Annotated in this window: 22 protein-coding genes; 6 read left to right on the top strand and 16 right to left on the bottom strand. The window is 58.8% G+C overall.

The features are described from left to right. The 16 genes from Q0O19_RS07655 to Q0O19_RS07580 all read right to left on the bottom strand — a co-directional run. A partial coding sequence (locus Q0O19_RS07655; RefSeq protein WP_295521500.1) for a Tex family protein occupies positions 1-2168 on the bottom strand: 2168 nt, incomplete at its 3' end. A gap of 175 nt (positions 2169-2343) precedes the next feature. Beyond that, positions 2344-3255, bottom strand: a complete 912-nt coding sequence (locus Q0O19_RS07650) for an SDR family oxidoreductase (RefSeq protein ID WP_295521498.1) — start codon at positions 3253-3255, stop codon at positions 2344-2346. Continuing rightward, positions 3252-4187, bottom strand: coding sequence for a glutathione S-transferase family protein (locus Q0O19_RS07645; RefSeq protein WP_295521497.1), 936 nt, complete (start codon positions 4185-4187; stop codon positions 3252-3254). The genes Q0O19_RS07650 and Q0O19_RS07645 overlap by 4 nt, the downstream gene beginning before the upstream one ends. An 11-nt stretch (positions 4188-4198) precedes the next feature. Beyond that, the gene (locus Q0O19_RS07640; RefSeq protein WP_295521495.1) at positions 4199-5215 is read right to left on the bottom strand and encodes an NADP-dependent oxidoreductase; all 1017 of its coding nucleotides are present in this window, start codon (positions 5213-5215) and stop codon (positions 4199-4201) included. A gap of 44 nt (positions 5216-5259) precedes the next feature. Continuing rightward, the gene (locus Q0O19_RS07635; protein WP_295521493.1) at positions 5260-5682 is read right to left on the bottom strand and encodes a PaaI family thioesterase; all 423 of its coding nucleotides are present in this window, start codon (positions 5680-5682) and stop codon (positions 5260-5262) included. A gap of 19 nt (positions 5683-5701) precedes the next feature. Then, positions 5702-6493, bottom strand: a complete 792-nt coding sequence (locus Q0O19_RS07630; protein WP_295521491.1) for an SDR family oxidoreductase — start codon at positions 6491-6493, stop codon at positions 5702-5704. 18 nt (positions 6494-6511) lie between these two features. Next, positions 6512-6838, bottom strand: a complete 327-nt coding sequence (locus Q0O19_RS07625; RefSeq protein WP_295521490.1) for a Dabb family protein — start codon at positions 6836-6838, stop codon at positions 6512-6514. Then, positions 6838-8652: an acyl-CoA dehydrogenase gene (locus Q0O19_RS07620; protein WP_295521488.1), complete on the bottom strand. Its 1815-nt coding sequence runs from the start codon at positions 8650-8652 to the stop codon at positions 6838-6840. The genes Q0O19_RS07625 and Q0O19_RS07620 overlap by 1 nt, the downstream gene beginning before the upstream one ends. A gap of 96 nt (positions 8653-8748) precedes the next feature. Beyond that, a complete protein-coding gene (locus Q0O19_RS07615; protein WP_295521486.1) occupies positions 8749-9924 on the bottom strand; it encodes an acetyl-CoA C-acyltransferase in 1176 nt (391 codons plus the stop codon). 59 nt (positions 9925-9983) lie between these two features. After that, positions 9984-12095 carry a 3-hydroxyacyl-CoA dehydrogenase NAD-binding domain-containing protein gene (locus Q0O19_RS07610; protein WP_295521484.1) on the bottom strand — a complete coding sequence of 704 codons (2112 nt, stop codon included), beginning with the start codon at positions 12093-12095 and terminating at the stop codon, positions 9984-9986. A gap of 148 nt (positions 12096-12243) precedes the next feature. Then, a complete protein-coding gene (locus Q0O19_RS07605) occupies positions 12244-12939 on the bottom strand; it encodes an ABC transporter ATP-binding protein (protein WP_295521482.1) in 696 nt (231 codons plus the stop codon). Then, positions 12939-13712 carry an ABC transporter ATP-binding protein gene (locus Q0O19_RS07600; protein WP_295521481.1) on the bottom strand — a complete coding sequence of 258 codons (774 nt, stop codon included), beginning with the start codon at positions 13710-13712 and terminating at the stop codon, positions 12939-12941. Before Q0O19_RS07600 ends, Q0O19_RS07605 begins: the two co-directional genes overlap by 1 nt. Next, the gene (locus tag Q0O19_RS07595) at positions 13709-15001 is read right to left on the bottom strand and encodes a branched-chain amino acid ABC transporter permease (protein WP_295521479.1); all 1293 of its coding nucleotides are present in this window, start codon (positions 14999-15001) and stop codon (positions 13709-13711) included. The genes Q0O19_RS07600 and Q0O19_RS07595 overlap by 4 nt, the downstream gene beginning before the upstream one ends. 3 nt (positions 15002-15004) lie before the next feature. Next, positions 15005-16039: a branched-chain amino acid ABC transporter permease gene (locus Q0O19_RS07590; RefSeq protein WP_295521477.1), complete on the bottom strand. Its 1035-nt coding sequence runs from the start codon at positions 16037-16039 to the stop codon at positions 15005-15007. A 166-nt stretch (positions 16040-16205) separates the two neighbouring features. After that, positions 16206-17438: a branched-chain amino acid ABC transporter substrate-binding protein gene (locus Q0O19_RS07585; protein WP_295521475.1), complete on the bottom strand. Its 1233-nt coding sequence runs from the start codon at positions 17436-17438 to the stop codon at positions 16206-16208. A gap of 127 nt (positions 17439-17565) precedes the next feature. Next, entirely contained in the window at positions 17566-19194 is a 1629-nt protein-coding gene (locus Q0O19_RS07580) for a 3-(methylthio)propionyl-CoA ligase (protein WP_295521473.1), read from the bottom strand. Between the two features lie 131 nt (positions 19195-19325). Between Q0O19_RS07580 and Q0O19_RS07575 the strand changes: the two genes are divergently transcribed. The 6 genes from Q0O19_RS07575 to Q0O19_RS07550 form a co-directional block, all read left to right on the top strand. After that, positions 19326-20873: a YdiU family protein gene (locus Q0O19_RS07575; protein WP_295521471.1), complete on the top strand. Its 1548-nt coding sequence runs from the start codon at positions 19326-19328 to the stop codon at positions 20871-20873. Then, positions 20870-21277: a peptide-methionine (R)-S-oxide reductase MsrB gene (msrB, locus tag Q0O19_RS07570; RefSeq protein WP_295521469.1), complete on the top strand. Its 408-nt coding sequence runs from the start codon at positions 20870-20872 to the stop codon at positions 21275-21277. The genes Q0O19_RS07575 and msrB overlap by 4 nt, the downstream gene beginning before the upstream one ends. A 45-nt stretch (positions 21278-21322) precedes the next feature. Continuing rightward, positions 21323-21862 (top strand): septation protein A, encoded by a 540-nt coding sequence (locus tag Q0O19_RS07565; protein ID WP_295521468.1) that lies wholly within the window; start codon positions 21323-21325, stop codon positions 21860-21862. Beyond that, positions 21859-22131 carry a BolA family transcriptional regulator gene (locus Q0O19_RS07560; RefSeq protein ID WP_295521466.1) on the top strand — a complete coding sequence of 91 codons (273 nt, stop codon included), beginning with the start codon at positions 21859-21861 and terminating at the stop codon, positions 22129-22131. The genes Q0O19_RS07565 and Q0O19_RS07560 overlap by 4 nt, the downstream gene beginning before the upstream one ends. A 91-nt stretch (positions 22132-22222) precedes the next feature. Next, entirely contained in the window at positions 22223-22996 is a 774-nt protein-coding gene (locus Q0O19_RS07555; RefSeq protein ID WP_295521464.1) for a peptidylprolyl isomerase, read from the top strand. A 215-nt stretch (positions 22997-23211) separates the two neighbouring features. After that, positions 23212-24089, top strand: an 878-nt coding sequence (locus tag Q0O19_RS07550; protein ID WP_295521462.1) for a peptidase U32 family protein, incomplete at its 3' end; no start/stop codon positions are given.

The raw sequence follows: 24089 nt of genomic DNA, 5'->3' as shown, positions 1-24089 counted from the left end.
CGGGCCACATCGACTTCCAGCACCTTCACTTTGACGATGTCACCGGTCTTGACCACCTCACGGGCGTCGGTCACAAACTTGTTGGCCAGCTGGCTCACATGCACCAAGCCGTCTTGGTACACACCCAAGTCGATAAAAGCGCCAAACTGGGCCACATTGCTCACAGTGCCCTCCAAAGTCAAGCCTTCTTTCAGGTCCTTGATGTCTTCCACGCCGTCGGTCAGTCGGGCGACCTTGAAGTCGGGGCGCGGGTCGCGGCCGGGTTTTTCCAACTCGCCCAAGATGTCTTGGATGGTGATCGCGCCGAACTTGTCGCTCACAAACAGCTCGGGCCGCAGGGTTTTAAGCACATCGCTGCGGCCCATGATGTCCTGAATGGGCTTGGCGGTTTTGAGGAGGATCTGTTCAACCACCGGGTAGGTTTCGGGGTGCACGCCGGTCATGTCCAGCGGGTTGTCACCGCCACGGATGCGCAAAAAGCCGGCGCTTTGCTCAAAGGTCTTGGCCCCCAGGCCCGTGACTTTGAGCAAATCCTGACGTGTTTTGAAAACGCCATGGGCATCGCGCCAGCGCACCACCGATTTGGCCACGCTGCCTGACAAGCCGGACACGCGTGACAACAGGGGCACACTGGCCGTGTTCAAGTCCACACCCACCGAGTTCACGCAGTCTTCCACCACCGCGTCCAAGGTTTTGGCCAACTCGCTTTGGTTCACGTCGTGCTGGTACTGGCCCACGCCAATCGCTTTGGGGTCGATCTTGACGAGCTCCGACAACGGGTCTTGCAGGCGGCGGGCAATACTGGCCGCACCCCGCAGGCTCACGTCCACATCGGGCATTTCTTGAGAAGCAAACTCGCTGGCCGAATACACCGAGGCGCCGGCCTCGCTGACCACGGCCTTCTGAATCTCGACGCCGTCACGCAGACGGGCCAGTTGCTTGATCAGGTCGGCTGCCAGCTTGTCGGTCTCGCGGCTGGCCGTGCCGTTGCCAATCGCGATCAAATTCACATGGTGCTTCTCACACAGCTTGGCCAAGGTGAAAAGCGAGCCCTCCCAGTCTTTGCGAGGCTCGTGCGGGTAGACGGTCGAGGTGTCGACCAGCTTGCCGGTGGCGTCCACCACGGCAACTTTCACACCGGTGCGGATGCCGGGGTCCAGGCCCATGACCACACGGGGGCCAGCGGGCGCGGCCAGCAGCAGGTCACGCAGATTGTCTGAAAAGACCTTGATGGCGACCTTTTCCGCCTCTTCGCGCAAACGGGTGAAGAGGTCGCGCTCGGTCGACAGGCTCAGTTTCACGCGCCAGGTCCAGGCCACGCATTTGCGAATCAGGTCGTCCGAGGGTCGGCCCACATGGCTCCAGCCCAGGTGAAGCGCGATCTTGCCTTCGGCCATGCTGGGTTTGCCCGGTTCAGGTTCGACGGGAAGCACCAGTTTGGCGTCCAGCATTTCCAAAGCGCGACCGCGAAAAACGGCCAATGCCCGGTGCGAAGGCACACGCCCAATCGGTTCGTTGTAGTCAAAGTAGTCCCGGAACTTGGCCACATCGGCGTTGTTCTCGTCTTTGCCGGCGGTGAGTTGGCTTTTGAAGAGCCCTTCATTCCAAAGCCATTCACGCAGGGCCTGCACCAACGATGCATCTTCGGCCCAGCGCTCACTCAAGAGGTCTCGCACCCCGTCGAGTACGGCCGCCGTGGTGCTGAAGTCGGCCCCTTCGACCACGCCAGCGGCCAGCACAAAGGACGCAGCTTCGGTGTGCGGGTCGAGCTTGGGGTCGGCCCACAGCTTATCGGCCAGCGGCTCCAGCCCGGCTTCTCGGGCGATCATGCCCTTGGTGCGGCGCTTGGGCTTGAAGGGCAGGTACAGGTCTTCCAGCTCTTGTTTGGTGGGCGCGCCGTCGATGGCGGCCAGCAACTCGGGGGTCATCTTGCCCTGCTCGGTGATGCTTTTGATGACCGCGGCGCGTCGGTCCTCCAACTCGCGCAGGTAGCCCAATCGGGCTTCCAGTTCGCGCAGCTGGATGTCGTCCAGGCCGCCGGTCACTTCTTTGCGGTAGCGGGCGATGAAGGGAACGGTGGCACCACCGTCCAGAAGGTCAACAGCGGTTTTGACCTGTTCAGGGTGAATACGGATTTCAGCGGCCAGCTGGGCCAGAATTTTGGACATGGAGGGGGGTTTCTTTCACGCAAGCGAGCGAGTTTGCCACAAGGCCAAGCCCTGACTTGGTCCCTCAGCGGGTGCTGCAGACGGGCTCAACACCGCCACACGTTTGGCATGGCCATGTCGCTCTGAGGCGTGAAGTCCGTTTCGGCTTAGAGGACCGGACTCCCGCAAAAGGCCTTTAAGCCTTGGCCTCGCGCAAGGCTTTGCGCAAGCCTTCACCCACTTCAGGCTTGGCCGCAAAGGGATCGGGTGGGTTGTTGCCCATCACAATGGCTTCCATGCGGCTTTGCACATTGCCCAGTGCTTGCGGGTGGCTGTAGATGTAGAACTGTCCGTTGGCCACCGCATCAAACACTTTTTGGGCCACATCGGCAGCCGATACTTTTCCGCTGCCCACGGCTTTGTCGCTTTGTGCCTGGCCAATCAACTGGCTGGCTGTGGGTTTGTCCGCGGCGAGGTCCGCAGGTCGGTTACGCTGACTCTGGCTGATGCCTGTGGGCACAAAGTAAGGGCACAGCACGCTGGCACTGATCTGGTCAGACACCAGGTGCAAATCTTGGTAGAGCGTTTCGGTCAAAGCCACGACCGCGTGCTTGCTCACGTTGTAAATGCCCATGTTGGGGGGCGTGAGCAAACCGGCCATGCTGGCGGTGTTGACGATGTGGCCTTGAAACCCAAGATCGGCCTTGGCAGCCTCGAGCATCATGGGGGTGAACAGGCGCACGCCGTGCACCACGCCCCAAAGGTTGACGCCCAGCACCCATTCCCAGTCAGCGACCGAGTTTTCCCAGACCAAGCCCCCTGCCCCCACGCCCGCGTTGTTGAACACCAAGTGCGGCGCACCGAAACGGGCTTTCACGTCAGCGGCCAGTTGCTCCATGGCCAAGGCATTGGACACATCGACCCGGCGAGCCATCACCTGCACGCCCGATGCGGTCATTTCAGCGGCGGCTTTGTCCAGCGCATCTTGCTGCACATCCACCAGCACCAAATTCATGCCCAGCTTGGCACCGATGCGGGCGCATTCCAGGCCGAAGCCCGATGCAGCGCCGGTCAGCACGGCGGTTTTGCCTTGGAAGTTGTTGATCATGCGGAAACCTTTTTGAGCGTGAAACCGAGACGGGGGAAATGGACGTGAACCGTGCCTGCGCGCTCATCTGTGCGGCGCAAGGTGTAGCGGGTGCGTGTGGCGGCGACCAGTTCACCTTGGGTGGGCTCTGGCCCAAAGGTGTCGGCCGCGATCAGGACCTGGCTGCCCAGCGCGATGCCATGTTCGTCCTGAAACACCTCATCTGCCAGGGCTGCAGGCGTTGAACTTTGGGCCGCATGCAAGGCTTCTTGGGCGCTGCTTTTGACCACCGTGCCGTAGCCAATGGCTTTCATGCGGCCCATCCAGGCTTTGACTTCAGGCGTCGCCTCCAAAATACCTGCCACTGAAGGTGTGCGTTCCAAAGTGAACCACAGCGGGTGGTACACCGCAAAATCGGCCACGCAAGGCTGGGGCCCAAACAAATGGTCCTGCCCGTGCAGCATGTTGGCGATGCGGCGCAGGTAGCTTTTGTAGGTGGCGGCCGCATCGCTGGACGCCATGCGGGGTGCGCCGCCGCGCATGGCCGAGCGGTCGGCCACAAAAGCCTGGATGGTTTCAGCGGGTGCCCCTGCAAACACGTCGGCCACACCTGCTGGCTGGAAATTCCAAGCCATGGCCGCGTTGAAAACGGCCCCATCGGCCCACTGCGACACGATGCGGGCAGCGCCTTTGACAGCGTCCGGATAGAGCGTCGGTGTGGGGGCCAGGTGTTCCAGCACATCGCAAATCAAAGCGGTGTCGCAGTAAATGTCGGCGCCGATCTGCAGCACCGGGGTTTTGCGGTAACCGCCCGTGAGGGCCGTCAGCTCTGGCTTGGGCATGATCATGGGGATGACCACGCTCTTCCAGGGCAGCTGCTTGTAGCCCAGGATCAGCCGGACCTTTTCAGCGAACGGCGAGGTCGGGTAATGGTGCAAGATCAAATCGGACATGCGCCTGCACCTCAGATGAGTTTGACCAGCTGCTTGCCGAAGTTCTTGCCTTTGAGCAGACCGAGGAAAGCCTCGGGTGCGGCAGCCAAGCCCTGGGCCACCGATTCACGGGGGCGCAGCTGGCCCGTGCCCACCAGGGTACCGAGCTCTTGCAGGGCTTCCGGCCAGACTTCCATGTGCTCGCTGACGATGAAGCCTTCGATCTTCATGCGGTTGACCAAAATCAGGGCGGGGTTGGCCATGGGCAGTGGCGCACCGTCGTAGCCGGCGATCATGCCGCACACCGCAATGCGTGCGAACGCATTGGTGCGCAGCATGACAGCGTCCAGCACCATCCCGCCCACGTTTTCAAAGTGACCGTCGATGCCATTGGGGCACGCTTCACGCAGGACCTTGGACAGGCTCAGGTAGTCCTTGTGCTCTTTGTAGTCGATGCAGGCGTCAAAGCCCAGCTCTTGGACCACGTAGTCGCATTTGTCTTTGCCGCCCGCGATGCCCACCACGCGGCAACCGCGTGCTTTGGCCAGTGCGCCGTAGGCACTGCCCACCGCACCGCTGGCGGCGCTCACCGTCACGGTTTCGCCCGCTTTGGGGGCGATGATCTTGACCAAACCATACCAAGCGGTCACGCCGGGCATGCCCACGGCGCCCAGGTAATGCGACAACGGCACATGCGTGGTGTCCACTTTGCGCAAAGCGCCCAGCACATTGGCATCGACCACGCTGTACTCTTGCCAGCCGCCCATGCCGACCACTTGGTCACCGACTTTGAACTTGGGGTGCAGGCTGTCCACCACCTCACCCACCGTGCCACCGATCATGACCTGACCCAAGGGCTGGGGCACGGCGTAGCTCTTGCTTTCGTTCATGCGCCCGCGCATGTAGGGGTCGAGGCTCATGAAATGGTGCTTGACCAGCACTTGGCCGTCTTGCAAAGCTGGAACAGCGGCTTCGACCAACTTGAAGTTGGCCACAGTGGCTTCGCCTTGGGGGCGGTTGTCGAGCACGATTTGGTGGTTGAGGGTCATTTGGTGGTCTCCTTGGGTTGGTGAGTTCAGTAAATCGGTCACGGTTAATCGGTAGACGGGCTTTGGCTTTCACGCCGTGCCACGTATTTGAAGGTGCCTGTGGCCGTGGCGCACAACTGACCTTCGGTGTTGTAAATGCGGCCTTCGGCGAAAGCCATGCTGCGCGTACGGTGCTGCAAATGGCCTTTCCCCACGAGTTTTTGCCCTGCAGGAACTTGGGCTGGCCGCATGAACATGGTCTTCATTTCGATGGTGACCACGCCCATTTGGGGGTCCATGCTGCGTGCGGCCGTGGCCATGATCACGTCCAAAAAGGTCATGACCGCGCCACCGTGCGTGACGTCAAAGGAATTGAGGTGCTCGGGGCGTGGCGCGAAATGCAACTCGGATTCACCCCCCTCAAACTTCTCCAGCGTGAAGCCCAAGTGGTGAACAAAGGGGATGTGGGCGCCAAAAGGGAGGCTCATGTCCAGACTCAAGGGCAATTCAACCGCCGATGATGGCGCTCACGCCACCGTCGACCGCCATCCATTGGCCTGTGATGTGTTTGCCTGCGTCTGAGGCAAACAGCAGGGCCAGGCCCTTGAGGTCTTCGTCATCGCCCAGGCGGCGAAGGGGAGCACCCGCCGCCATCTTGTCGGCACCGAGCTTTTCGAGCAAGCCATAGGTCATCTTGCTGGGGAAAAAGCCTGGGCAAATCGCGTTCACGGTGATGCCGTGCTCGCCCCACTCGCCTGCCAGTGCGCGGGTGAAGTTGATGACCGCCCCCTTGGAGGTGTTGTAGGCGATGGTCTTCATCTCCGAGGGGTTGCCTGCGAGGCCAGCGACGGATGCCACGTTCAGAATGCGGCCCTTACCACGCGGGATCATGCTGAGCTTGGCCACTTCTTGGGAGAGGATGAAATAACCCCGGACGTTCAGGTTCATCACCTTGTCCCAAGCCTCGACGGGGTGGACTTCGGCGGGCGCACCCCAGGTGGCCCCGGCGTTGTTCACCAAAATGTCAATGTGGCCCATGCGCTCCATGGTTTCAAACGCGAGGCGGCGGATGTCTTCTTCCTTGCCACAGTCGGCCGCAATCCAGCGGGCATCGATGCCCGCGGCTTGCAGTTCGGCAGCGGCTTGTTCCAGGTCAGCCGCCTTGCGCGAACTGAGCATGATCTTGGCCCCGGCTTCGCCCAGGGCGTGGGCCATTTGCAAACCCAAGCCGCGCGAGCCGCCCGTGACCAAAGCGACCTGACCCGTCAGGTCAAACAATTGTTGTGTGGTGCGTGCCATGAAAAAATCCTTTGTTGCTTAAGGGGGTGTGATGGCGTCAGGTCCAACCATGAAATCCATGCAGCGGCGCTCTTGCACCACCGCTTTCATGAAGGGCTTGATGGCCACATGTTGCGGGTGATTTTGGTAAGCCGCTAGCACCTGTGCGTCATCCACCAACATGTGCAGCACCAGATCGTTGGTGCAGTCCATGCCCGGGGTGGCGGTGGCCACTTCAAAAGCATGGATACCAGACACGACTTGAGCACACGACCACAACAGGGCTTTGGCTTTTTCCAGGTTGGCGGCCTTGTCCGCCCCCTCGGCCTGATCGTGCAGGTTCCACATCACGATGTGGCGAATCATCAGAACGCCTCCTCTGCCAAATCGGCGCAAGTGGGGTCGCGGCTGCTGACCACGTTCAACCAGGCGCCAATCTTGGGCAGTTCATAACGGTAGAAATAGCGGCAAGCGGCGCGGCGACCCTGCGCCGCCGGGCTGTTGTCATCGCCCAAGCTGCTCGCCACATCCAGCCAGATCCAGGCGATCACCATGTGGCCAAACGCCTGCAAGTAGGGCACGGCGTTGGCCAAGGCCTGTGCAGGCTCAGCGCCTGCCCAAGCTTGTTGTGTGGCTTGAGCGACTTGTTTCAAGGCATCGCGCAAGGCCGCAGCTTCGGGCCCCCAAGAGGCCTCTGCTTGGGCCGCCGTGGCCAGAATGCGCTCAGCCAGCAGTTGCAAGCCGCGCCCGTTTTCCATCAGCACTTTGCGGCCCAGCAGGTCCATGGCCTGGATGCCGTGGGTGCCCTCGTGGATCATGTTCAAGCGGTTGTCGCGCCAGTACTGCTCGACCGGAAAGTCACGGGTGTAACCGTAGCCACCGTGGATCTGGATGGCCAGGCTGTTGGCCTCCAGGCACCATTCGCTGGGGAAGCTCTTGACAATGGGCGTCAGGACTTCAAGCAGCAACCGCGCCACATCGGCGTTGTCTGCCGTGCCCGTGTGTTGCTCGTCCACCAAACGGGCACAGTACAAGGCCAAGGCCAGCGCGCCTTCGCTGTACGCTTTTTGCGCCAACAGCATGCGCTTGATGTCGGCGTGTTCAATGATGCGCACCTGCGCTTGGCTGGCGTCTTTGCCCCCTGCCCCTGTAGGCCTGCCCTGCGGGCGGTTTTTGGCGTAGTCCAGACTGGCGTAATACCCCGCCATGCCCAACATGGTGGCGGCCATGCCCACGCCGATGCGGGCCTCGTTCATCATGTGGAACATGCACCGCAGGCCTTCGCCAGGCTTGCCTACCAAGTAACCCACGGCCCCGGACTCTCCGCGCACCGGGTACTTGCCCTCGCCAAAGTTGAGCAGCGTGTTTGTCGTGCCGCGCCAGCCGCATTTGTGGTTCAAGCCGGCCAGCGCCACGTCGTTGCGATCACCGGTCAAATGCCCATCGGTGCCCACCAGCTTTTTGGGCACGATGAACAGCGATATGCCCTTGACGCCGGGCACCAGTTGGCCGTTCGCATCGGGAATCTTGGCCAGCACCAAATGGATGATGTTTTCACTCAACTCATGTTCGCCCGACGAGATCCACATCTTGTTGCCCTTGAGGCGGTACCGCGCCCCCAAAGCCTCGGACTCGAAATCAGCACCATCGGGCGTGGCCCGTGTTGTGATGTCACTCAGCGAGGAGCCCGCTTGCGGTTCGCTCAGGCACATGGTGCCCGAAAAGCGCCCCGAAAACTCGTTGGCGGCAAACACCTGCTTTTGCAAATCGGTGCCGTGCACCATCAGCAAGTTGGCATTGCCACTGGTCAGCATGCCCGAGCCGATGCTGACCGAGGCCATGGCAAAAAATGCGTTGGCAGCGGCCTCGACCGTGTAGGGCAGCTGCATCCCGCCAATCGCGTAGTCTTGCGCGGCGCTCAACATGCCCGACTCGGCATAGGCTTTGTACGCATCGTGCGTGGCTTGGGGCAGGATCACTCTTTCACCATCAAAGTGCGGCTCCTGCGTGTCCACCAGCCGGTTGAACGGGGCGTATTTTTCACGGGCTATGCGCTCGCAGGTGTCGAGCACCGCGTCAAAAGTTTCACGCGAGTGGTCGGCAAAGCGCTCGCGGCTTTGCAGGCTGTCGACTTTCAGCCAGTCGTGCAGCAAAAAATCAACGGTGGGGCGCAGGCTCATGTCGCATCATCCCAGTTCAAAAAAAAGACAAAGAAAAAGGCGGTCAGCTGCAAACCGACCGCCTTGGTGTTGATCAGGCGTCAACAGCCACGGGCATCACAGCACTTCAAAAATGCCGCAAGCGCCCATGCCACCACCAATGCACATGGTCACTGCCACACGCTTGGCGCCGCGGCGCTTGCCTTCAATCAAGGCGTGACCGGTCAGACGCTGGCCTGACACACCGTAGGGATGGCCCACCGCGATCGCGCCGCCGTTGACGTTCAACCGGTCGGCAGGAATGCCCAGCTTGTCGCGGCAATAGAGCACTTGCACGGCAAACGCTTCGTTCAATTCCCACAGGTCAATGTCGTTGACGGTCAGGCCCAGGCGCGCCAAGGCTTTGGGGACGGCATACACCGGGCCAATGCCCATTTCGTCGGGCTCGCAACCAGCCACCGCAAAGCCGAGGAACCGGCCCAGCGGCTTCAGGCCACGTTGCTCGGCCAGCTTTTCGTCCATCAACACACAGGCGCCTGCGCCGTCGGAGAACTGGCTGGCGTTGCCCGCAGTGACCAAACCACCGGGCAAAGCCGAGCGCAAACCACTGATGGCTTCGATGGTGGTGCCTTCGCGCAAGCCTTCGTCCACACTCACGGTCACTTGCTTGGTGGTCATGCCCATGACCTTGTCGATCACGCCTTGCGTGACGGTGATGGGGGCGATTTCGTCATTGAACAAACCCGCCGCTTGCGCAGCGCAGGCTTTTTGCTGGCTGGCCGCACCGTAAGCGTCCATGACATCGCGACCGATTTTGTAACGCTTGGCCACCTGCTCGGCGGTTTGCAGCATGTTCCAGTAAATTTCAGGCTTTTGCTTGGCCAGCGCCAAGTCTTGCAGCATGTGGGTGTTCATTTCTTGTTGTACGCAAGAGATGCTTTCCACACCGCCGGCCACATACACCTGGCCTTCGCCCGCGATGATGCGCTGAGCGGCCAAGGCAATGGTTTGCAAACCGGACGAGCAAAAACGGTTGACCGTCATGCCGGACACCGAGATGGGCAACCCGGCTTTCAGGGCGACTTGGCGGGCGATGTTGGCGCCCGTAGCGCCCTCGGGCGTGGCGCAACCCATGATCACGTCTTCAACTTCGGCGGCTTCAATGCCCGCGCGGGCCACGGCATGTTGCACCGCGTGGCCGCCGAGCGTGGCGCCATGGGTCATGTTGAAAGCACCTTTCCAGCTTTTGGCCAGCGGGGTGCGTGCGGTAGAGACAATCACTGCATTCGTCATGATGAAAACCTTTCATGCGAGGGACGGACCCGTGATCCGTTCACTCAAAAATTAAAAAATCAGTTGAATGTCTTGCCTTCGGCCACCAAGCGTGCCAACAGGGGCGCAGGTTGCCAAAATTGGGCATCGTCGTGGGGGTTTTTGGCAAAGCGCTTCATGGCTTCGGCCACGTTGAACAAGCCCAGCGTGTCCGCATAAATCATGGGGCCACCGCGCCACAGCGGGAAGCCGTAACCGGTCAGGTAGACCATGTCGATGTCGCTGGCCTTGCTGGCAATGCCTTCTTCCAGAATGTGCGCGGCTTCGTTGACCAGCGAGAACACCAAACGCTGGACGATTTCTTCGTCCGAAATCCTGCGGGGCGTGATGCCAATGGCCGTGCGGTGCTTGTCGATCATCTCGACCACCACGGCGCTCGGAATCGCGTCTCGCTTGCCCGTTTGGTAGTCGTACCAGCCTGCGCCGGTTTTTTGTCCGTAACGGCCCATTTCACACAACAGATCCGCGGTCTTGCTGTACTTCATGCCCGGCTTTTCCTGGTAGCGGCGCTTGCGAATCGCCCAGCCGATGTCGTTACCTGCCAAGTCGCCCATGCGGAAGGGACCCATGGCAAAGCCGAATTTCTCGACCGCCTTGTCCACCTGTTCGGGCGTGCAACCTTCTTCGATCAAAAATCCGGCCTGGCGGCTGTACTGCTCGATCATGCGGTTGCCGATGAAACCGTCGCACACGCCAGAAACCACAGCGGTTTTCTTGATCTTTTTGCCAATGGCCATCACCGTAGCCAGCACGTCTTTGCCGGTCTGGGCGCCGCGCACCACTTCCAGCAATTTCATCACGTTGGCGGGGCTGAAAAAGTGCATGCCCACCACGTCTTGCGGGCGCTTGGTGAAACTGGCGATCTTGTTGACGTCCAAGGTGGACGTGTTGGAAGCCAAAATGGCGCCGGGCTTCATCACTTCGTCAAGCTTCTTGAAAACGGCTTCTTTCACGCCCATTTCTTCGAACACCGCCTCGATCACCAAGTCGGCCTGGCCGATCTCGTCGTAGCTCAGCGTGGTGCTCAACAGCGCCATGCGCTCGTCGTATTTCTCTTGTTTGAGCTTGCCTTTTTTGACCTGTGCTTCGTAATTTTTGCGGATGGTGGCCACGCCACGCTCCAGCGCGTCTTGCTTCATCTCCAGCATCTTGACCGGGATACCAGCGTTCAAGAAGTTCATCGAAATACCGCCGCCCATGGTGCCCGCACCAATGACGGCAATGCTCTGGATGTCGCGCTTGGGGGTGTCTTCGGGCACGTCAGGGATTTTGCTGGCGGCACGGTCGGCCATGAAGATGTGACGCAAAGCGCGGCTTTCTGGCGTCAACATGAGGTTCATGAAGATGTCGCGCTCAAAAACCAAACCCTCTTCAAACTTCATCTTGGTGGCCGCTTCCACCGCATCCACACACTTGGCAGGGGCTGGCAAATTCTTGGCCATGCCTTTGACCATGTTGCGTGTGAATTGGAAATAGGCATTGCCTTGCACGTGTTTGCAAGGCAAGTTGCGCACCAGAGGCAAAGGCGAACCATCGGCGTGGGCTGCAGCCACTTTGCGGGCCATGGCCAAAGCTTCTTCAGGCAGACTTTCTGCCGACTGGGCCATGGCATCGAACAGCTTTTGACCGGGCAACATGGCCAGCATCTCACTCTTGATGGCTTCACCGCTGACGATCATGTTGAGCGCCGCTTCCACGCCAATCACGCGGGGCAGACGCTGGGTGCCCCCTGCACCGGGAATCAAGCCCAATTTGACTTCGGGCAAGGCAATCAAAGTGCCTGGGGATGCGATGCGGTAGTGGCAACCCAAAGCCAGCTCCAAACCACCGCCCATGGCGACAGAGTGGATGGCGGCCACGACAGGTTTGGAGGAGTTTTCGCAAGCGCGGATGACGCTCAGCAAATTGGGTTCTTGAATCGCCTTGGGCGAACCAAATTCACGGATGTCCGCACCGCCCGAGAAGGCTTTGCCCTCTCCAGTGATGACAATGGCTTTCACCGCCGCATCGTTGTTGGCTTTTTCCAGGCCGTCGGTGATGCCGACGCGGGTGGACAGGCCCAAACCGTTGACCGGCGGGTTCGTCATCGTGATGACCGCGACATCGCCGTGGACTTTGTATTCAGCTGTCATGCTGGACTTCCTTTGCGTGAAAAATTAAAAAAGAACGACCGTTCGTTTTTTGGCATTGTAGACACAAAAAACACAACCATCCCACATTTTTGTCCCCCTTGGGACGGGCGATACACGGGCCTGCAACAACTTCAGGCCGTTCCAACCATCACACCTCCAACCACTCCTTGCGGATGTAGTTGTTGGCTCGCAACTCGTCCGGCGTGCCCTGGAACACAATGGCCCCATGGCCCATGACCAGCGCACGGTCTGAGATGCTCATGGCAATCGTCAACTTTTGCTCAATCAGCAGCACCGACACCCCTTTGGCTTTCAAGCTTTGCAGGTATTGGCCCACCAATTCCACGATCTTGGGGGCCAGGCCCTCGGTCGGCTCGTCAATGATGATCAAATCGGGGTCACCCATCAGGGTACGGCACAGCGTGAGCATTTGCTGCTCACCGCCCGACAGCACGCCCGCCTCGGTGTGCTCGCGCTCTTTGAGGCGAGGAAACATGGCGAACATGTCGTCAAACGACCAACGGCCATTTTTACCGCTGCGCTTTTGGCCCAGTTGCAGGTTTTGGTGCACCGTCAATTTTGGGAAAATGTCGCGGTTTTCAGGCACATAACCCACGCCCAAGTGGGCGATCTCGTAGGCTTTTTTGCCTTGAATCGGCTGGCCTTTCCAGTCGATGCGGCCTTGGCACTCCACCAGGCCCATGATGGCCTTGGCCGTGGTAGAACGGCCTGAGCCATTGCGCCCCAGCAGCGCCACGATTTCGCCCTGCCCGACTTCAAAACCCACGCCATGCAAGACATGGCTTTTGCCGTAATACGCATGAAGGTTGTCTATTTGGAGCATCAATGGCCTCCCGCTTGGCTGTCTGCAACCGATGAGCCCAAGTAGGCTTCTTGGACCTTGGCGTTGGCCCGCACGGCCTCTGGCGTGTCAAAGGCGATCACCTCGCCATAAACCACCACTGCGATCTTGTCGGCCAAGCCAAAAACCACGCCCATGTCGTGTTCGACCGTGAGCAAGGTTTTGCCCACAGTGACCTCTTTGATGAGCTGAATGAAACGCGAGGTCTCGCTCTTGCTCATGCCGGCCGTCGGCTCGTCTAACAAAATGACATCGGAGCCACCCGCAATCGTCACGCCAATTTCCAGAGCCCTCTGCTCGGCATACGTCAGGTTGACCGCCAACACATCGCGCTTTTTGTCCAAGCGGATCATCTCCAGCAACTGATCGGTGCGTTCATTGGCGTCTTTGAGCCCAGACAAAAACTTGAAGAAGCTGTACTTGTAGCCCAGGCTCCAAAGCACAGAACAACGCAAGTTTTCAAACACACTGAGCTTGGGAAAGATGTTGGTGATCTGGAAACTGCGAGACAAGCCCATGCGGTTGATCTCGTAGGGCGTTTTGTGTTGAATGGCTTGCCCATTGAGCAAAATATCGCCACTTGTCGGGCCAAAACGGCCGCTGATCAGGTTAAAAAGCGTGGACTTGCCCGCGCCATTGGGGCCGATCACGGCCACTCTCTCACCAGAGTTCACGGCAAGATTCACACCCCGAATGATTTCGGTTTTGCCAAAGTTCTTGCGAAGGTCTTTGAGTTCAAGGGCATAGGTGCTCATACCGTGGTCTCCCTGCGCTTGATTTCTTTTTCAATGTCGGTCTGAATCTCACCCCAATCGCGGGCAAACTGACGGCGTGCCAGCTCAAACAAGCCCAAACCGGTCAACATGACAAAGGCCGAGCCAAACCAACTGTCCAAACTCTTGGAGTTCAGCGTGGCCCCCATGAATTTGACCGTGTCACCCAAGGCCGTGTTCAGTTGCAAGTGGTAGACCATCTCGATCATGGCCCCTGCTCCTGCGAGCATGACCATGGCCGTGAGACCCAAACCCAAGTAACTGGTCCAAATCTGGCGCAGCTTGCCAAACTTGGCCACCCGCAGGTTCATCATGATCAAGCTGGCAATGCCGCCCGGTGCGTACATGACCATGAACAAGAACACCAAGCCGAGGTAAAGCAGCCAGGCCTTGGTCAGCTCGGACAGCAGCACAAAGGCAATGATCATCAAAATCGCACCCAGGATGGGGCCAAAGAAAAAGGTGGCGCCCCCCAAAAAGGTGAAGAGCAAATACGCGCCCGAACGCCCTGCCCCGACCACCTCGGCGGTCACGATCTCAAAATTGAGTGCGCCCAAGCCCCCTGCAATGCCGGCAAAAAAGCCCGAGATGATGAAAGCGATGTAACGTACCCGTTGGGTGTTGTAGCCAATGAACTCAACCCGTTCGGGGTTGTCGCGCACAGCGTTCAAGATGCGACCCAGCGGCGTTTGCGTGAAGGCATACATGAGCGCAACGCACACCAAGGTGTAGGCGGCGATCAGGTAATACACCTGAATCTGCGGGCCGTAGGTGATGCCGAAAAACGCCTCACCCGCCACCCGGTTGCCCGAGACGCCCGCCTCACCCCCAAAAAATTCGGAGAACATGAGCGACATGGCGAACACCAGCTCGGCCACACCCAAGGTGATCATGGCAAACGGTGTGCCCGATTTGCGGGTGGTCACCCAACCGAGCAAAACGGCAAATCCCATGCCCGCCAGGCCGCCCACGATGGGCAGCAGACTGACCGGAATGTGCAGCTTGCCACCACTGACCGCATTGAGGGCATGAATGGCCATGTAGGAACCCAGTCCGGTGTAGACCGCGTGGCCAAAGCTCAACATGCCGCCTTGGCCGAGCAAAATGTTGTAAGACAGGCAAGCAATGATGGCAATGCCCATCTGCGCCAACATGGTCACCGACAGATTGCTGGTAAAGACCAACGGTGCGGCCAACAACACCAAAGCGAACAGGCTCCAGATGACCCAGCGACCCACGTTGTACGGTTTGAATTTATAAACAGCAGCCATGACTTAACCCTCGCGTGTGCCCAAAAGACCCTTGGGCCGAAAGATCAAGATCAGCACCAAAAACAGGTACGGCAAGATCGGGGCGACCTGTGACAAAGTCAGCTTGGCAAAGGAATTTTCTTGGGTGGCGGCCGACAAAACCCAGCCCATGTCTTTGGCCAAGGTCAAGAAGGAGTAGTCGATGGCGACTGCAAAAGTTTGGATCACGCCAATCAAGATGGACGCCAAAAATGCCCCCGACAACGAGCCCATGCCGCCGACCACCACCACCACAAAAATGACCGAGCCCACCGTGGCGGCCATGGCCGGTTCTGTGACAAAAGTGCTGCCACCAATCACGCCGGCCAAACCGGCCAGGCCGGTGCCCGCACCGAAAACCAACATGAACACACGCGGCACGTTGTGCCCCAAAGACTCCACCGTTTCAGGGTGCGTCAAAGCGGCTTGAATGACCAAGCCAATTCGGGTGCGGGTGAGCAAGAGCCACAAAGACAGCAGCATCAGCAAGGCCACCAGCATCATGAACGCGCGCGTGGCTGGAAATGGCGAACACACCACGCGGATGGCCGCATCGGCTGCAGTGCACATCTCGGTCGGTGCGGCCCCCCAAACAAAGCTCAAACCTTGAGCAGAATGGTTGATCAAAGTAAACGCTGAGCTGCGCAAAATTTCGGGTGGCGGAAAATCCACCGCAGTGCGTCCCCAAACCAACTGCACCAACTCCAGCGCCACATAAGACAAGCCAAAAGTCACCAAGAGTTCGGGCACATGGCCGAAAGGGTGTACTTTGCGCAAACTGATGCGCTCAAAAAGTGCGCCACAGGCGCCCACCAAAAAAGGCGCGACGATCAATGCAGGCCAAAAGCCGATCAAACCGGTCAAGGTGTAACCGAAATAGGCGCCGATCATGTAGAAGCTGGCATGCGCAAAATTGAGCACACCCATCATGCTGAAAATCAGCGTCAGCCCGGAGCTGAGCATGAAGAGTAACAGCCCGTAACTGAGGCCGTTGAGCATGGAGATGATGAAAAACTCCATAAAAACTTTCCAGGCTGTATCTCAGCCTAACTGCGTTACCGAAAGCGGGTTGAATCGGTCAACCCCAAGAAACAAACCGGATCAAAACTCACAAAAAAGCCCGACAACAAAGGTGTCATCGGGCTTTTTGCCCACTGGGAAACCCATGCGGGTTGCCAAGAGCCGATCAGCCAGGACGCTTCATCTGGCAGCTGGTGGGTGTGCTGGACACATAGGAAGGGAACTCTTTGACAGGTGCCAAGGTCATGCCGGTGTTTTCAGGCCCGTAAGGGTACTTCTTGTCGGTCTTTTGCCACACGGTCATCCACAAAGGTTGCTGCAGTTGGTGGTCCGTCTTGCGCATTTGCACTTCACCGTGGTAGCTCTTGAAGCTCAGGCCCGACAACGCGGCAGCCACTTTGACCGGGTCGGTCGATTTGGCTTTGGCCATGGCATCACCCAAGGCCATGTAGATGGAAACGACAGCGGAAGTGTAGAAGTCGTCATTGAACTTGGTCTTGAACTCGCCCATCCACTTGCCCATGTCGCCACCCATGTTGTAATGGCTGTAAGCAATTTGGAACACGCGGCCAGCACCACTTGTGCCCAAAGCGGTCGGCGTGCCGGTCACACCTGTGTAATAGGTGTAAAACTTACCGTTATAACCACCTTCATTGGCGGCTTTGACGAGCAATGACAGGTCAGAACCCCAGTTGCCGGTGATCACGGTATCGGCACCCGAGGCCTTGATCTTGGCGATGTAAGGCGAGAAGTCACGCACTTGGGCCAAGGGGTGGAGGTCTTCGCCCACGATTTGGACATCAGGGCGCTTGCGGGCCAAGTTTTCCTTGGCAAACTTCACGACCTGGTGGCCATGCGAGTAGTTCTGGTTGAACAGGTAGACCTTCTTGACGTCTTTGTCGTCTTTCATGAAGGTGGTCATCGCTTCGATCTTCATGGAGGTGTCCGCATCGAAGCGGAAGTGCCAGTAACTGCACTTGCTGTTGGTGAAATCAGGATCCACTGCGGCATAGTTCAGGAAAATGATTTCCTTGCCAGGATTGCGTTCGTTGTGCTTGTTGACCGCTTCGATCAAGGCACCCGCGACCGAAGAGCCGTTGCCCTGTGCGATGTAACGCACGCCTTGGTCCATGGCGGCCTTCAAGGCGTTCAAACTTTCGGCGGGACTGAGTTTGTTGTCAAAAGACACAATCTCGAACTTGACACCGGCGGGGTTTGTTTTGCTGAACTTTTCTGCAAAAAACTGAAAACTTTTGAGCTGGTTGCTGCCCACAGGACCCATCAGGCCCGACAAGGGGTCAATGTGGGCGATTTTGACGGTTTCACCCTTTTGGGCAAACGCGCCCAGGGAGCAAGCGGCCAAAGCGGCTGCGGCGATCAAACGTGTTGCGAATTTCATTCAAGGTCTCCAGCGTTGTAAAACAAAACAGTGTCAGCCTAACCGGAACAGAGCGTCAAAACGCTCGGGGTTTGCACCTAAGTGTTATCGCCAGCGCGACTTTGCGAAAGCAATAGGTCAGGTTTAGTCACACATGGGGCAAGACATAACCGGCCAGTTGCTCGCGCAAACGCGTCTTGAGCATCTTGCCGGTACCGCCCAAGGGAATGGCTTCGACAAAGACCACATCGTCCGGAATCTGCCATTTGGCGGTTTTGCCTTCATAAAAAGCGATCAAGGCCTCACGGGTCAGCTCGGCACCGGGCTTTTTCACCACGCAAACGATCGGGCGCTCGTCCCATTTGGGGTGTCGCATGCCAATGCAGGCGGCCATGGCCACCGCGGGGTGGGCCATGGCGATGTTTTCAATGTCGATCGAGCTGATCCACTCCCCTCCCGACTTGATCACATCCTTGCTGCGGTCGGTGATCTGCATGAAGCCATCGGCATCGATTGTGGCCACATCACCGGTCGGGAACCAGCCGTCGACCAGGGGACTTTCACCTTCTTGTTTGTAGTAAGCGGCTATCACCCAGGGGCCTTTGACCATCAGATCGCCTGCGGACTTGCCGTCATGGGGCAGGGTGTGGCCGTTTTCGTCGATGATCTTCATGTCGATACCGAAGATGCACCGGCCTTGTTTCATGCGCAAGGCCATCTGAGCTTCGGCGGGCAAGCTCAGGTGTTTGTTTTTGAGTGTGCAAACGGTGCCCAGCGGGCTGAGCTCGGTCATGCCCCAAGCATGCAAAACGTCGACGTTGTAGTCTTGGCGGAAAGCGTCGATCATGGCGGGCGGACAGGCCGAGCCGCCAATGACGGTGCGGTTGAGTTGGCTGAACTTCAGGCCCGCCGGCTTCATGTGGCCCAGCAGCATTTGCCACACTGTCGGCACACCTGCTGCAAAGGTCACGCCCTCGGACTCGATCAATTCGTAGACCGACTTGCCATCGAGCGCGGGCCCGGGAAACACCAATTTGGCGCCTGCCATGGCTGCGCTGTAAGGAATGCCCCAGGCATTGACGTGGAACATGGGCACCACAGGCAAGATTGAATCGCGGGCCGAGATGCACATCGAGTCGGGCAAGGCCGCGGCATAGGCATGCAAAACGGTCGAACGGTGGCTGTACAGCGCGCCCTTGGGATTGCCCGTGGTGCCACTGGTGTAGCACAAGCTGCAGGCCGTGTTTTCATCCAGTTCAGGCCAGGCGTAGGTGCTCGGCTGCTGGCCCATCCAGGCTTCGTAACTCACCAAATTCGGAATGCCCGTGTCTGCAGGCAATTTGTCGGCATCGCACAAAGCCACATAATGGGTCACGGTTTTGCAATGGGGCTGCAAAGCCTGCACCAAGGGTAAAAATGTCATGTCAAAGCACAGGACTTGGTCTTCAGCGTGGTTGGCGATCCAGGCCATTTGCTCCGCGTGCAAACGGGGGTTGATGGTGTGCAAGACCCGTCCCGAGCCACTCACGCCAAAGTACAACTCCAAGTGGCGATACCCGTTCCAGGCCAGGGTGGCGATGCGGGCCCCTTGCGGGATGTTCTGGCCATCCAGCGCGTTGGCCACTTGACGCGATCGCCTGGCGATCTGGGCCCAATCGCTGCGGTGGATGTCGCCTTCCACCCGGCGCGAAACCACCTCGCTGTCTGCGTGGTGCTGTTCGGCAAATTCAATCAAAGTAGAAATCAGCAGCGACGGCTGTTGCATCAGTCCCAGCATGGGCAGGTCTCCAGTAGGTAAAGGGGGTTCCAGCGGATGATTGTGCACCCCAGTCGCCACAGCGAGCCGCATGCACAAGGTTCAAAAACCCGCAAAACCCGGGTGCTTGTCAAGGACGTGACAATCCCACCATGTCGCTGAAGCCATCGCCAACCCATGCCAACGTCCCGATTGACCCAACCGTGCTGGAATGGACACACCGCCTGACCCAATTGGGGCCACGGTTTTTCACACACCTGCAGCCGACGCCGGTGGCCGCTCCGCGTTGGGCAGCCCGCAATCAAGACTTGCGAGACGCGCTGGGCTGGCCCACCGAAGTGTTCGATGACGTCCACCTGCAAGCTTTGGCAGGCAATGCGCTCATGGTCGGCTCCCAGCCACTGGCCACGGTGTACAGCGGGCACCAATTTGGCCAATGGGCCGGTCAATTGGGTGACGGTCGGGCGATTTGGCTGGGCGAGGCCGCGTCGCTTCAGGGGCCTCAAGAAATCCAACTCAAGGGCGCGGGCCGCACACCCTATTCGCGCGGCGGCGATGGCCGGGCCGTGCTGCGTTCCAGCATCCGAGAGTATTTGTGCAGTGAAGCCATGCATGGTTTGGGCATCCCCACCACTCGGGCCTTGAGCCTGGTGGCCTCACCCGAACCCGTTCGCCGAGAAACCCTGGAGACCGCCGCCGTGGTGGCCCGCGTGGCACCGAGCTTTTTGCGTTTTGGGCATTTTGAACATTTTGCAGCACAAGGCGATGCGGACAGCTTGCGCCTGTTGGCCGACCATGCCCTCACCCACCACCTGCCCGAATGCCGCGAACGCGCTGCGCTGTGGCAAGGCAATGTTTACGCCGCGTTGCTGGATGTGGTTCAAGAGCGCACCGGCCAATTGCTGGCCCAATGGCAAGCCGTGGGTTTTTGCCACGGTGTGATGAACACCGACAACATGAGCCTGCTGGGCCTGACGATAGACTACGGCCCCTTCCAGTTCATGGACGGCTTTGACCCTGGCCACATCTGCAACCACTCGGATCACGAAGGGCGTTATGCCTACGGACGCCAACCCCAGGTGGCGTACTGGAACTTGTATGCCTTGGCCCAGGCACTGGCCCCGTTGATCGACGACCAGGACATGACTCTGCAAGTTTTAGAGGGCTACAAAACAGGGTTCCCCCGCGCACTCGGAGACGCCATGCGGGCCAAGCTGGGCTGGGTCGGCGCTCTGGCCATCGAGTCGGAGCGCGAGGCCGACTGGTCACTGGTGGAAGACCTGATGCAACTCATGGCGGCAGAAAAAGTGGACTACACCCTGTTTTGGCGACAACTCAGTCACGCGGTGGTACAGCAGTCGCATGGGCCCAATTTGAGCGATACAGGCTGGTGCGCCGTGACCGATTTGGTGTTGGACCGCCCTCGCTTGCTCGCTTGGCTGCAGCGCTTCACCAACCGTTCTGACCCTTCTCATTTCGCTGCAATGGGGCAGCAAATGCTGAAGTCAAACCCCAAATTTGTGTTGCGCAACCACTTGGCCGAAGTGGCGATTCGAAAAGCCCAAACAGGCGATTTTTCGGAAATCGAGACCCTCTACACCTTGTTAAAGTCCCCCTTTGAAGATCACCCGGGCTTTGAAGCCTATGCCAACCTCCCGCCCGACTGGGCCAGCCAACTGGAAATCAGCTGTTCATCATGACCTCCCTACACAAAACCGACGACGAGTGGCGCGCACTGCTGGCGGCCAAAGGTGCCGAGCCTGTGGCCTACGCGGTCACGCGCCAAGCTGCGACCGAGCGTCCTTTCACCGGCAAATACGAGGGCCACTGGGCCAGTGGCATTTACCGCTGCATCTGCTGCGACGCCGAACTCTTCAAGTCCGACACCAAATTTGACGCCGGTTGCGGTTGGCCCAGCTTTTCGCAGGCCTGCACCGAGGGTGCGATTGAAGAACGCGTGGACACCAGCCACGGCATGCGCCGGGTGGAGACTGTGTGCGCCCAATGTGGCGCCCACCTGGGCCATGTCTTTGAAGATGGCCCAGCCCCCACGGGTCTGCGTTACTGCATGAACTCCGCTTCGTTAGACTTCGAAGCATCCTGACCGACCACGGCGGCCCACCAGAGGTGCCGCCTTTGCCTGAACCTCATGAAATTCATCCTCGATTTTTTCCCCATCCTGCTGTTTTTTGTCGCTTACAAAATGGGCGACATTTACACCGCCACCGCGGTGCTGATGGGAGCGACCTTGGTTCAAACCGCCCTCATTTACAAAATGGACGGCAAGCTGCAGACCATGCACAAGATCACGCTGGTGTTGGTGCTGGGCTTTGGCGCCCTCACCTTGGGCCTGCACGACGAACGCTTCATCAAGTGGAAACCGACGCTCTTGTACTCGGGTCTGGCCATCGCCCTGGCCGTGGCGCATGGCTTGTTGAAAAAGAACTTTTTGCACATGTTGCTGGGCCAACAGTTGCAACTGCCTGAAGCCGTTTGGCATCGGCTCAACCTGTCTTGGATGCTGTACTGCGTGTTCATGGCCGCCATCAATGGCTATGTGGCGCACTATTTCAGCACCGAAGATTGGGTCAACTTCAAGCTCTGGGGCTATGCGTTCCCGGTGGTCTTTATCTTGGGGCAAGGCTTGTACATTTCGCGCTATCTGCCCAAAGACGAGGAAAAACCATGAACACCGCCGTTTTGCCTTTGAGCGCACAAATCCATGCCCGTTTGAGCGAACGCCTGCAGCCGACCGAGCTGCGTGTGGTGGACGAAAGCGCAGCGCATGCTGGCCACATGGGTGCCAACGACAGCGGCCAAGGCACCCACATGCGGGTGTCCATCGCTTCCCCTTTGTTCAGCGGGATCTCTCGCGTCCAGCGCCATCGCCTTGTGTATGATGCGCTGCAAGATTTCATTGACCAAGGCCTTCACGCTTTGGCCATCGAGCTGATCTGAATCGGGTTGTCACCCCTGGTGACAACCCCTTTTTTTGAACCCTTTTGAACCTTTCACCTGAACCTGACGCAATGTCATGGAGGAATTAACAATGAAAAAGCAAATGCTCAGCGCCGCTTTGGTGGCCCTGCTGGCGGTCCCCGCTCTGGCGCAAAACCTGGCTGTGGTCAACGGCAAGCCCGTGCCCTCTTCGCGCGTCAAAGCGCTGCAGCAACAAGTGGAAGCCTCTGGCCGCCCTGTCACGCCCGAAGTGCTGGACCAAATCAAGCAAGAGTTGATCGCCCGTGAAGTGTTCATGCAAGAAGCCAAAAAGCGCGGTTTGGACGCCTCTGACGACTTCAAAACCCAGATCGAGTTGGCCCGCCAAACGATCCTGATTCGTCAGCTGTTTGCCGACTTCCAAAAGAAAAACCCCGTGACCGACGCTGACATCAAGGCCGAATACGACAAGTTTGTCGCAGCCAACGGCGGCAAGGAATACCGTGCACGCCACATCTTGGTTGAAACCGAATCGGACGCCAAAGCCCTGATCGCCGAGATCAAAAAAGGCGGCAGCTTTGAAGAGTTGGCCAAAAAGGCTTCAAAAGACCCAGGCTCTGGTGCCAATGGTGGCGACTTGGACTGGGCTGCGGCGGGCAGCTATGTGCCGGAGTTTTCAGGTGCCATGGTGAAACTGGACAAAGGCCAAATGACCGATACCCCCGTGAAAAGCCAGTTCGGGTTTCACATCATCCGCGTCGATGACGTGCGTGAAGCCCAGTTGCCCAAACTGGAAGAAGTCAAACCCCAAATTTCGCAGCAACTGCAGCAGCAAAAACTCAGCACCTACCAAGAAGGTCTGCGCGCCAAAGCCAAGATCCAGTGATCTGGTTTTTGCACCCCTGAAAAACGCGACTTCGGTCGCGTTTTTTGTTGTGCAGTGGCAAAAAAGAAAGGCGCTGACAGCTTGATCCACCGCCCTGAAGCGGTGGGCACTGGCTGGGGCGATGTGGCAAAGCGAAGCGCCTCTGAGCCCCGGCCAGTGCCCGCCGCTTCAGGGCTCGTCACGGATGAACTGACAAGCTGGGATAATCCCAGCCCATGCAGCCTCACCAACTCGAACTCCTCGCCCCTGCCCGTACCTTAGATATCGGCATCGAAGCCATCCACCATGGCGCTGATGCGGTCTACATCGGCGGCCCATCCTTCGGGGCGCGGTCTACGGCCGACAACTCGGTGCAAGACATCGCCAAGCTGGTGCAACACGCCCACCGCTTTCACAGCCGTATTTTTGTCACGCTCAACACCATCTTGCGCGACGACGAACTCGAAACAGCCCGCAAGCTGGCCTGGCAACTGTATGACGCCGGGGTTGACGCGCTGATCGTCCAGGACATGGGTCTGCTTCAGATCGACATGCCGCCGATCCAGCTGCACGCGAGCACCCAGACCGACATCCGGACCCCCGAGAAGGCCAAGTTTTTGCAGGACGCAGGCCTCTCGCAAATCGTCTTGGCCCGCGAGTTGACCCTCCCCCAAATCTCGGCCATCCGCGATGTGATCGACACCGAGCGCACAGTGATCGAGTTTTTTGTGCACGGCGCTTTGTGCGTGGCCTACAGCGGCCAGTGCTTCATCAGCCATGCCCACACCGGGCGCAGCGCCAACCGGGGCGACTGTTCGCAAGCCTGCCGCCTTCCCTATGAGGTCAAGGACGCGCAAGGCCGTATCGTGGCGCACGACAAGCATGTGCTGAGCATGAAAGACAACAACCAGAGCGAGAACCTGCGCGATCTGGTGGACGCGGGCATCCGCAGCTTCAAAATCGAAGGCCGTTACAAGGACATGGCCTATGTGAAAAACATCACGGCCCATTACCGCAAGCTCTTTGACGAAGTGCTGAACGAGCGCCCAGAGCTGGCCTCGTCTTCACATGGCCGCACTACCTTCAGTTTCGAGCCCGATCCGAACCAGAACTT

The organism is Limnohabitans sp. Rim8 (assembly GCF_945869175.1).
GTDB lineage: Bacteria > Pseudomonadota > Gammaproteobacteria > Burkholderiales > Burkholderiaceae_C > Limnohabitans_A.
Note: the sequence above shows the minus strand (reverse complement) of the source record. Positions and strands in the feature narration are given on the sequence as shown.

What these genes read in the sequence shown, in the direction of transcription:
- Q0O19_RS07650 (WP_295521498.1), bottom strand. Translation starts at nt 3,255, where the DNA reads ATGATCAACAACTTCCAAGGCAAAACCGCCGTGCTGACCGGCGCTGCA.
- Q0O19_RS07645 (WP_295521497.1), bottom strand. Translation starts at nt 4,187, where the DNA reads ATGTCCGATTTGATCTTGCACCATTACCCGACCTCGCCGTTCGCTGAA.
- Q0O19_RS07640 (WP_295521495.1), bottom strand. Translation starts at nt 5,215, where the DNA reads ATGACCCTCAACCACCAAATCGTGCTCGACAACCGCCCCCAAGGCGAA.
- Q0O19_RS07635 (WP_295521493.1), bottom strand. Translation starts at nt 5,682, where the DNA reads ATGAGCCTCCCTTTTGGCGCCCACATCCCCTTTGTTCACCACTTGGGC.
- Q0O19_RS07630 (WP_295521491.1), bottom strand. Translation starts at nt 6,493, where the DNA reads ATGGCACGCACCACACAACAATTGTTTGACCTGACGGGTCAGGTCGCT.
- Q0O19_RS07625 (WP_295521490.1), bottom strand. Translation starts at nt 6,838, where the DNA reads ATGATTCGCCACATCGTGATGTGGAACCTGCACGATCAGGCCGAGGGG.
- Q0O19_RS07620 (WP_295521488.1), bottom strand. Translation starts at nt 8,652, where the DNA reads ATGAGCCTGCGCCCCACCGTTGATTTTTTGCTGCACGACTGGCTGAAA.
- Q0O19_RS07615 (WP_295521486.1), bottom strand. Translation starts at nt 9,924, where the DNA reads ATGACGAATGCAGTGATTGTCTCTACCGCACGCACCCCGCTGGCCAAA.
- Q0O19_RS07610 (WP_295521484.1), bottom strand. Translation starts at nt 12,095, where the DNA reads ATGACAGCTGAATACAAAGTCCACGGCGATGTCGCGGTCATCACGATG.
- Q0O19_RS07605 (WP_295521482.1), bottom strand. Translation starts at nt 12,939, where the DNA reads ATGCTCCAAATAGACAACCTTCATGCGTATTACGGCAAAAGCCATGTC.
- Q0O19_RS07600 (WP_295521481.1), bottom strand. Translation starts at nt 13,712, where the DNA reads ATGAGCACCTATGCCCTTGAACTCAAAGACCTTCGCAAGAACTTTGGC.
- Q0O19_RS07595 (WP_295521479.1), bottom strand. Translation starts at nt 15,001, where the DNA reads ATGGCTGCTGTTTATAAATTCAAACCGTACAACGTGGGTCGCTGGGTC.
- Q0O19_RS07590 (WP_295521477.1), bottom strand. Translation starts at nt 16,039, where the DNA reads ATGGAGTTTTTCATCATCTCCATGCTCAACGGCCTCAGTTACGGGCTG.
- Q0O19_RS07585 (WP_295521475.1), bottom strand. Translation starts at nt 17,438, where the DNA reads ATGAAATTCGCAACACGTTTGATCGCCGCAGCCGCTTTGGCCGCTTGC.
- Q0O19_RS07580 (WP_295521473.1), bottom strand. Translation starts at nt 19,194, where the DNA reads ATGCTGGGACTGATGCAACAGCCGTCGCTGCTGATTTCTACTTTGATT.
- Q0O19_RS07575 (WP_295521471.1), top strand. Translation starts at nt 19,326, where the DNA reads ATGTCGCTGAAGCCATCGCCAACCCATGCCAACGTCCCGATTGACCCA.
- msrB (WP_295521469.1), top strand. Translation starts at nt 20,870, where the DNA reads ATGACCTCCCTACACAAAACCGACGACGAGTGGCGCGCACTGCTGGCG.
- Q0O19_RS07565 (WP_295521468.1), top strand. Translation starts at nt 21,323, where the DNA reads ATGAAATTCATCCTCGATTTTTTCCCCATCCTGCTGTTTTTTGTCGCT.
- Q0O19_RS07560 (WP_295521466.1), top strand. Translation starts at nt 21,859, where the DNA reads ATGAACACCGCCGTTTTGCCTTTGAGCGCACAAATCCATGCCCGTTTG.
- Q0O19_RS07555 (WP_295521464.1), top strand. Translation starts at nt 22,223, where the DNA reads ATGAAAAAGCAAATGCTCAGCGCCGCTTTGGTGGCCCTGCTGGCGGTC.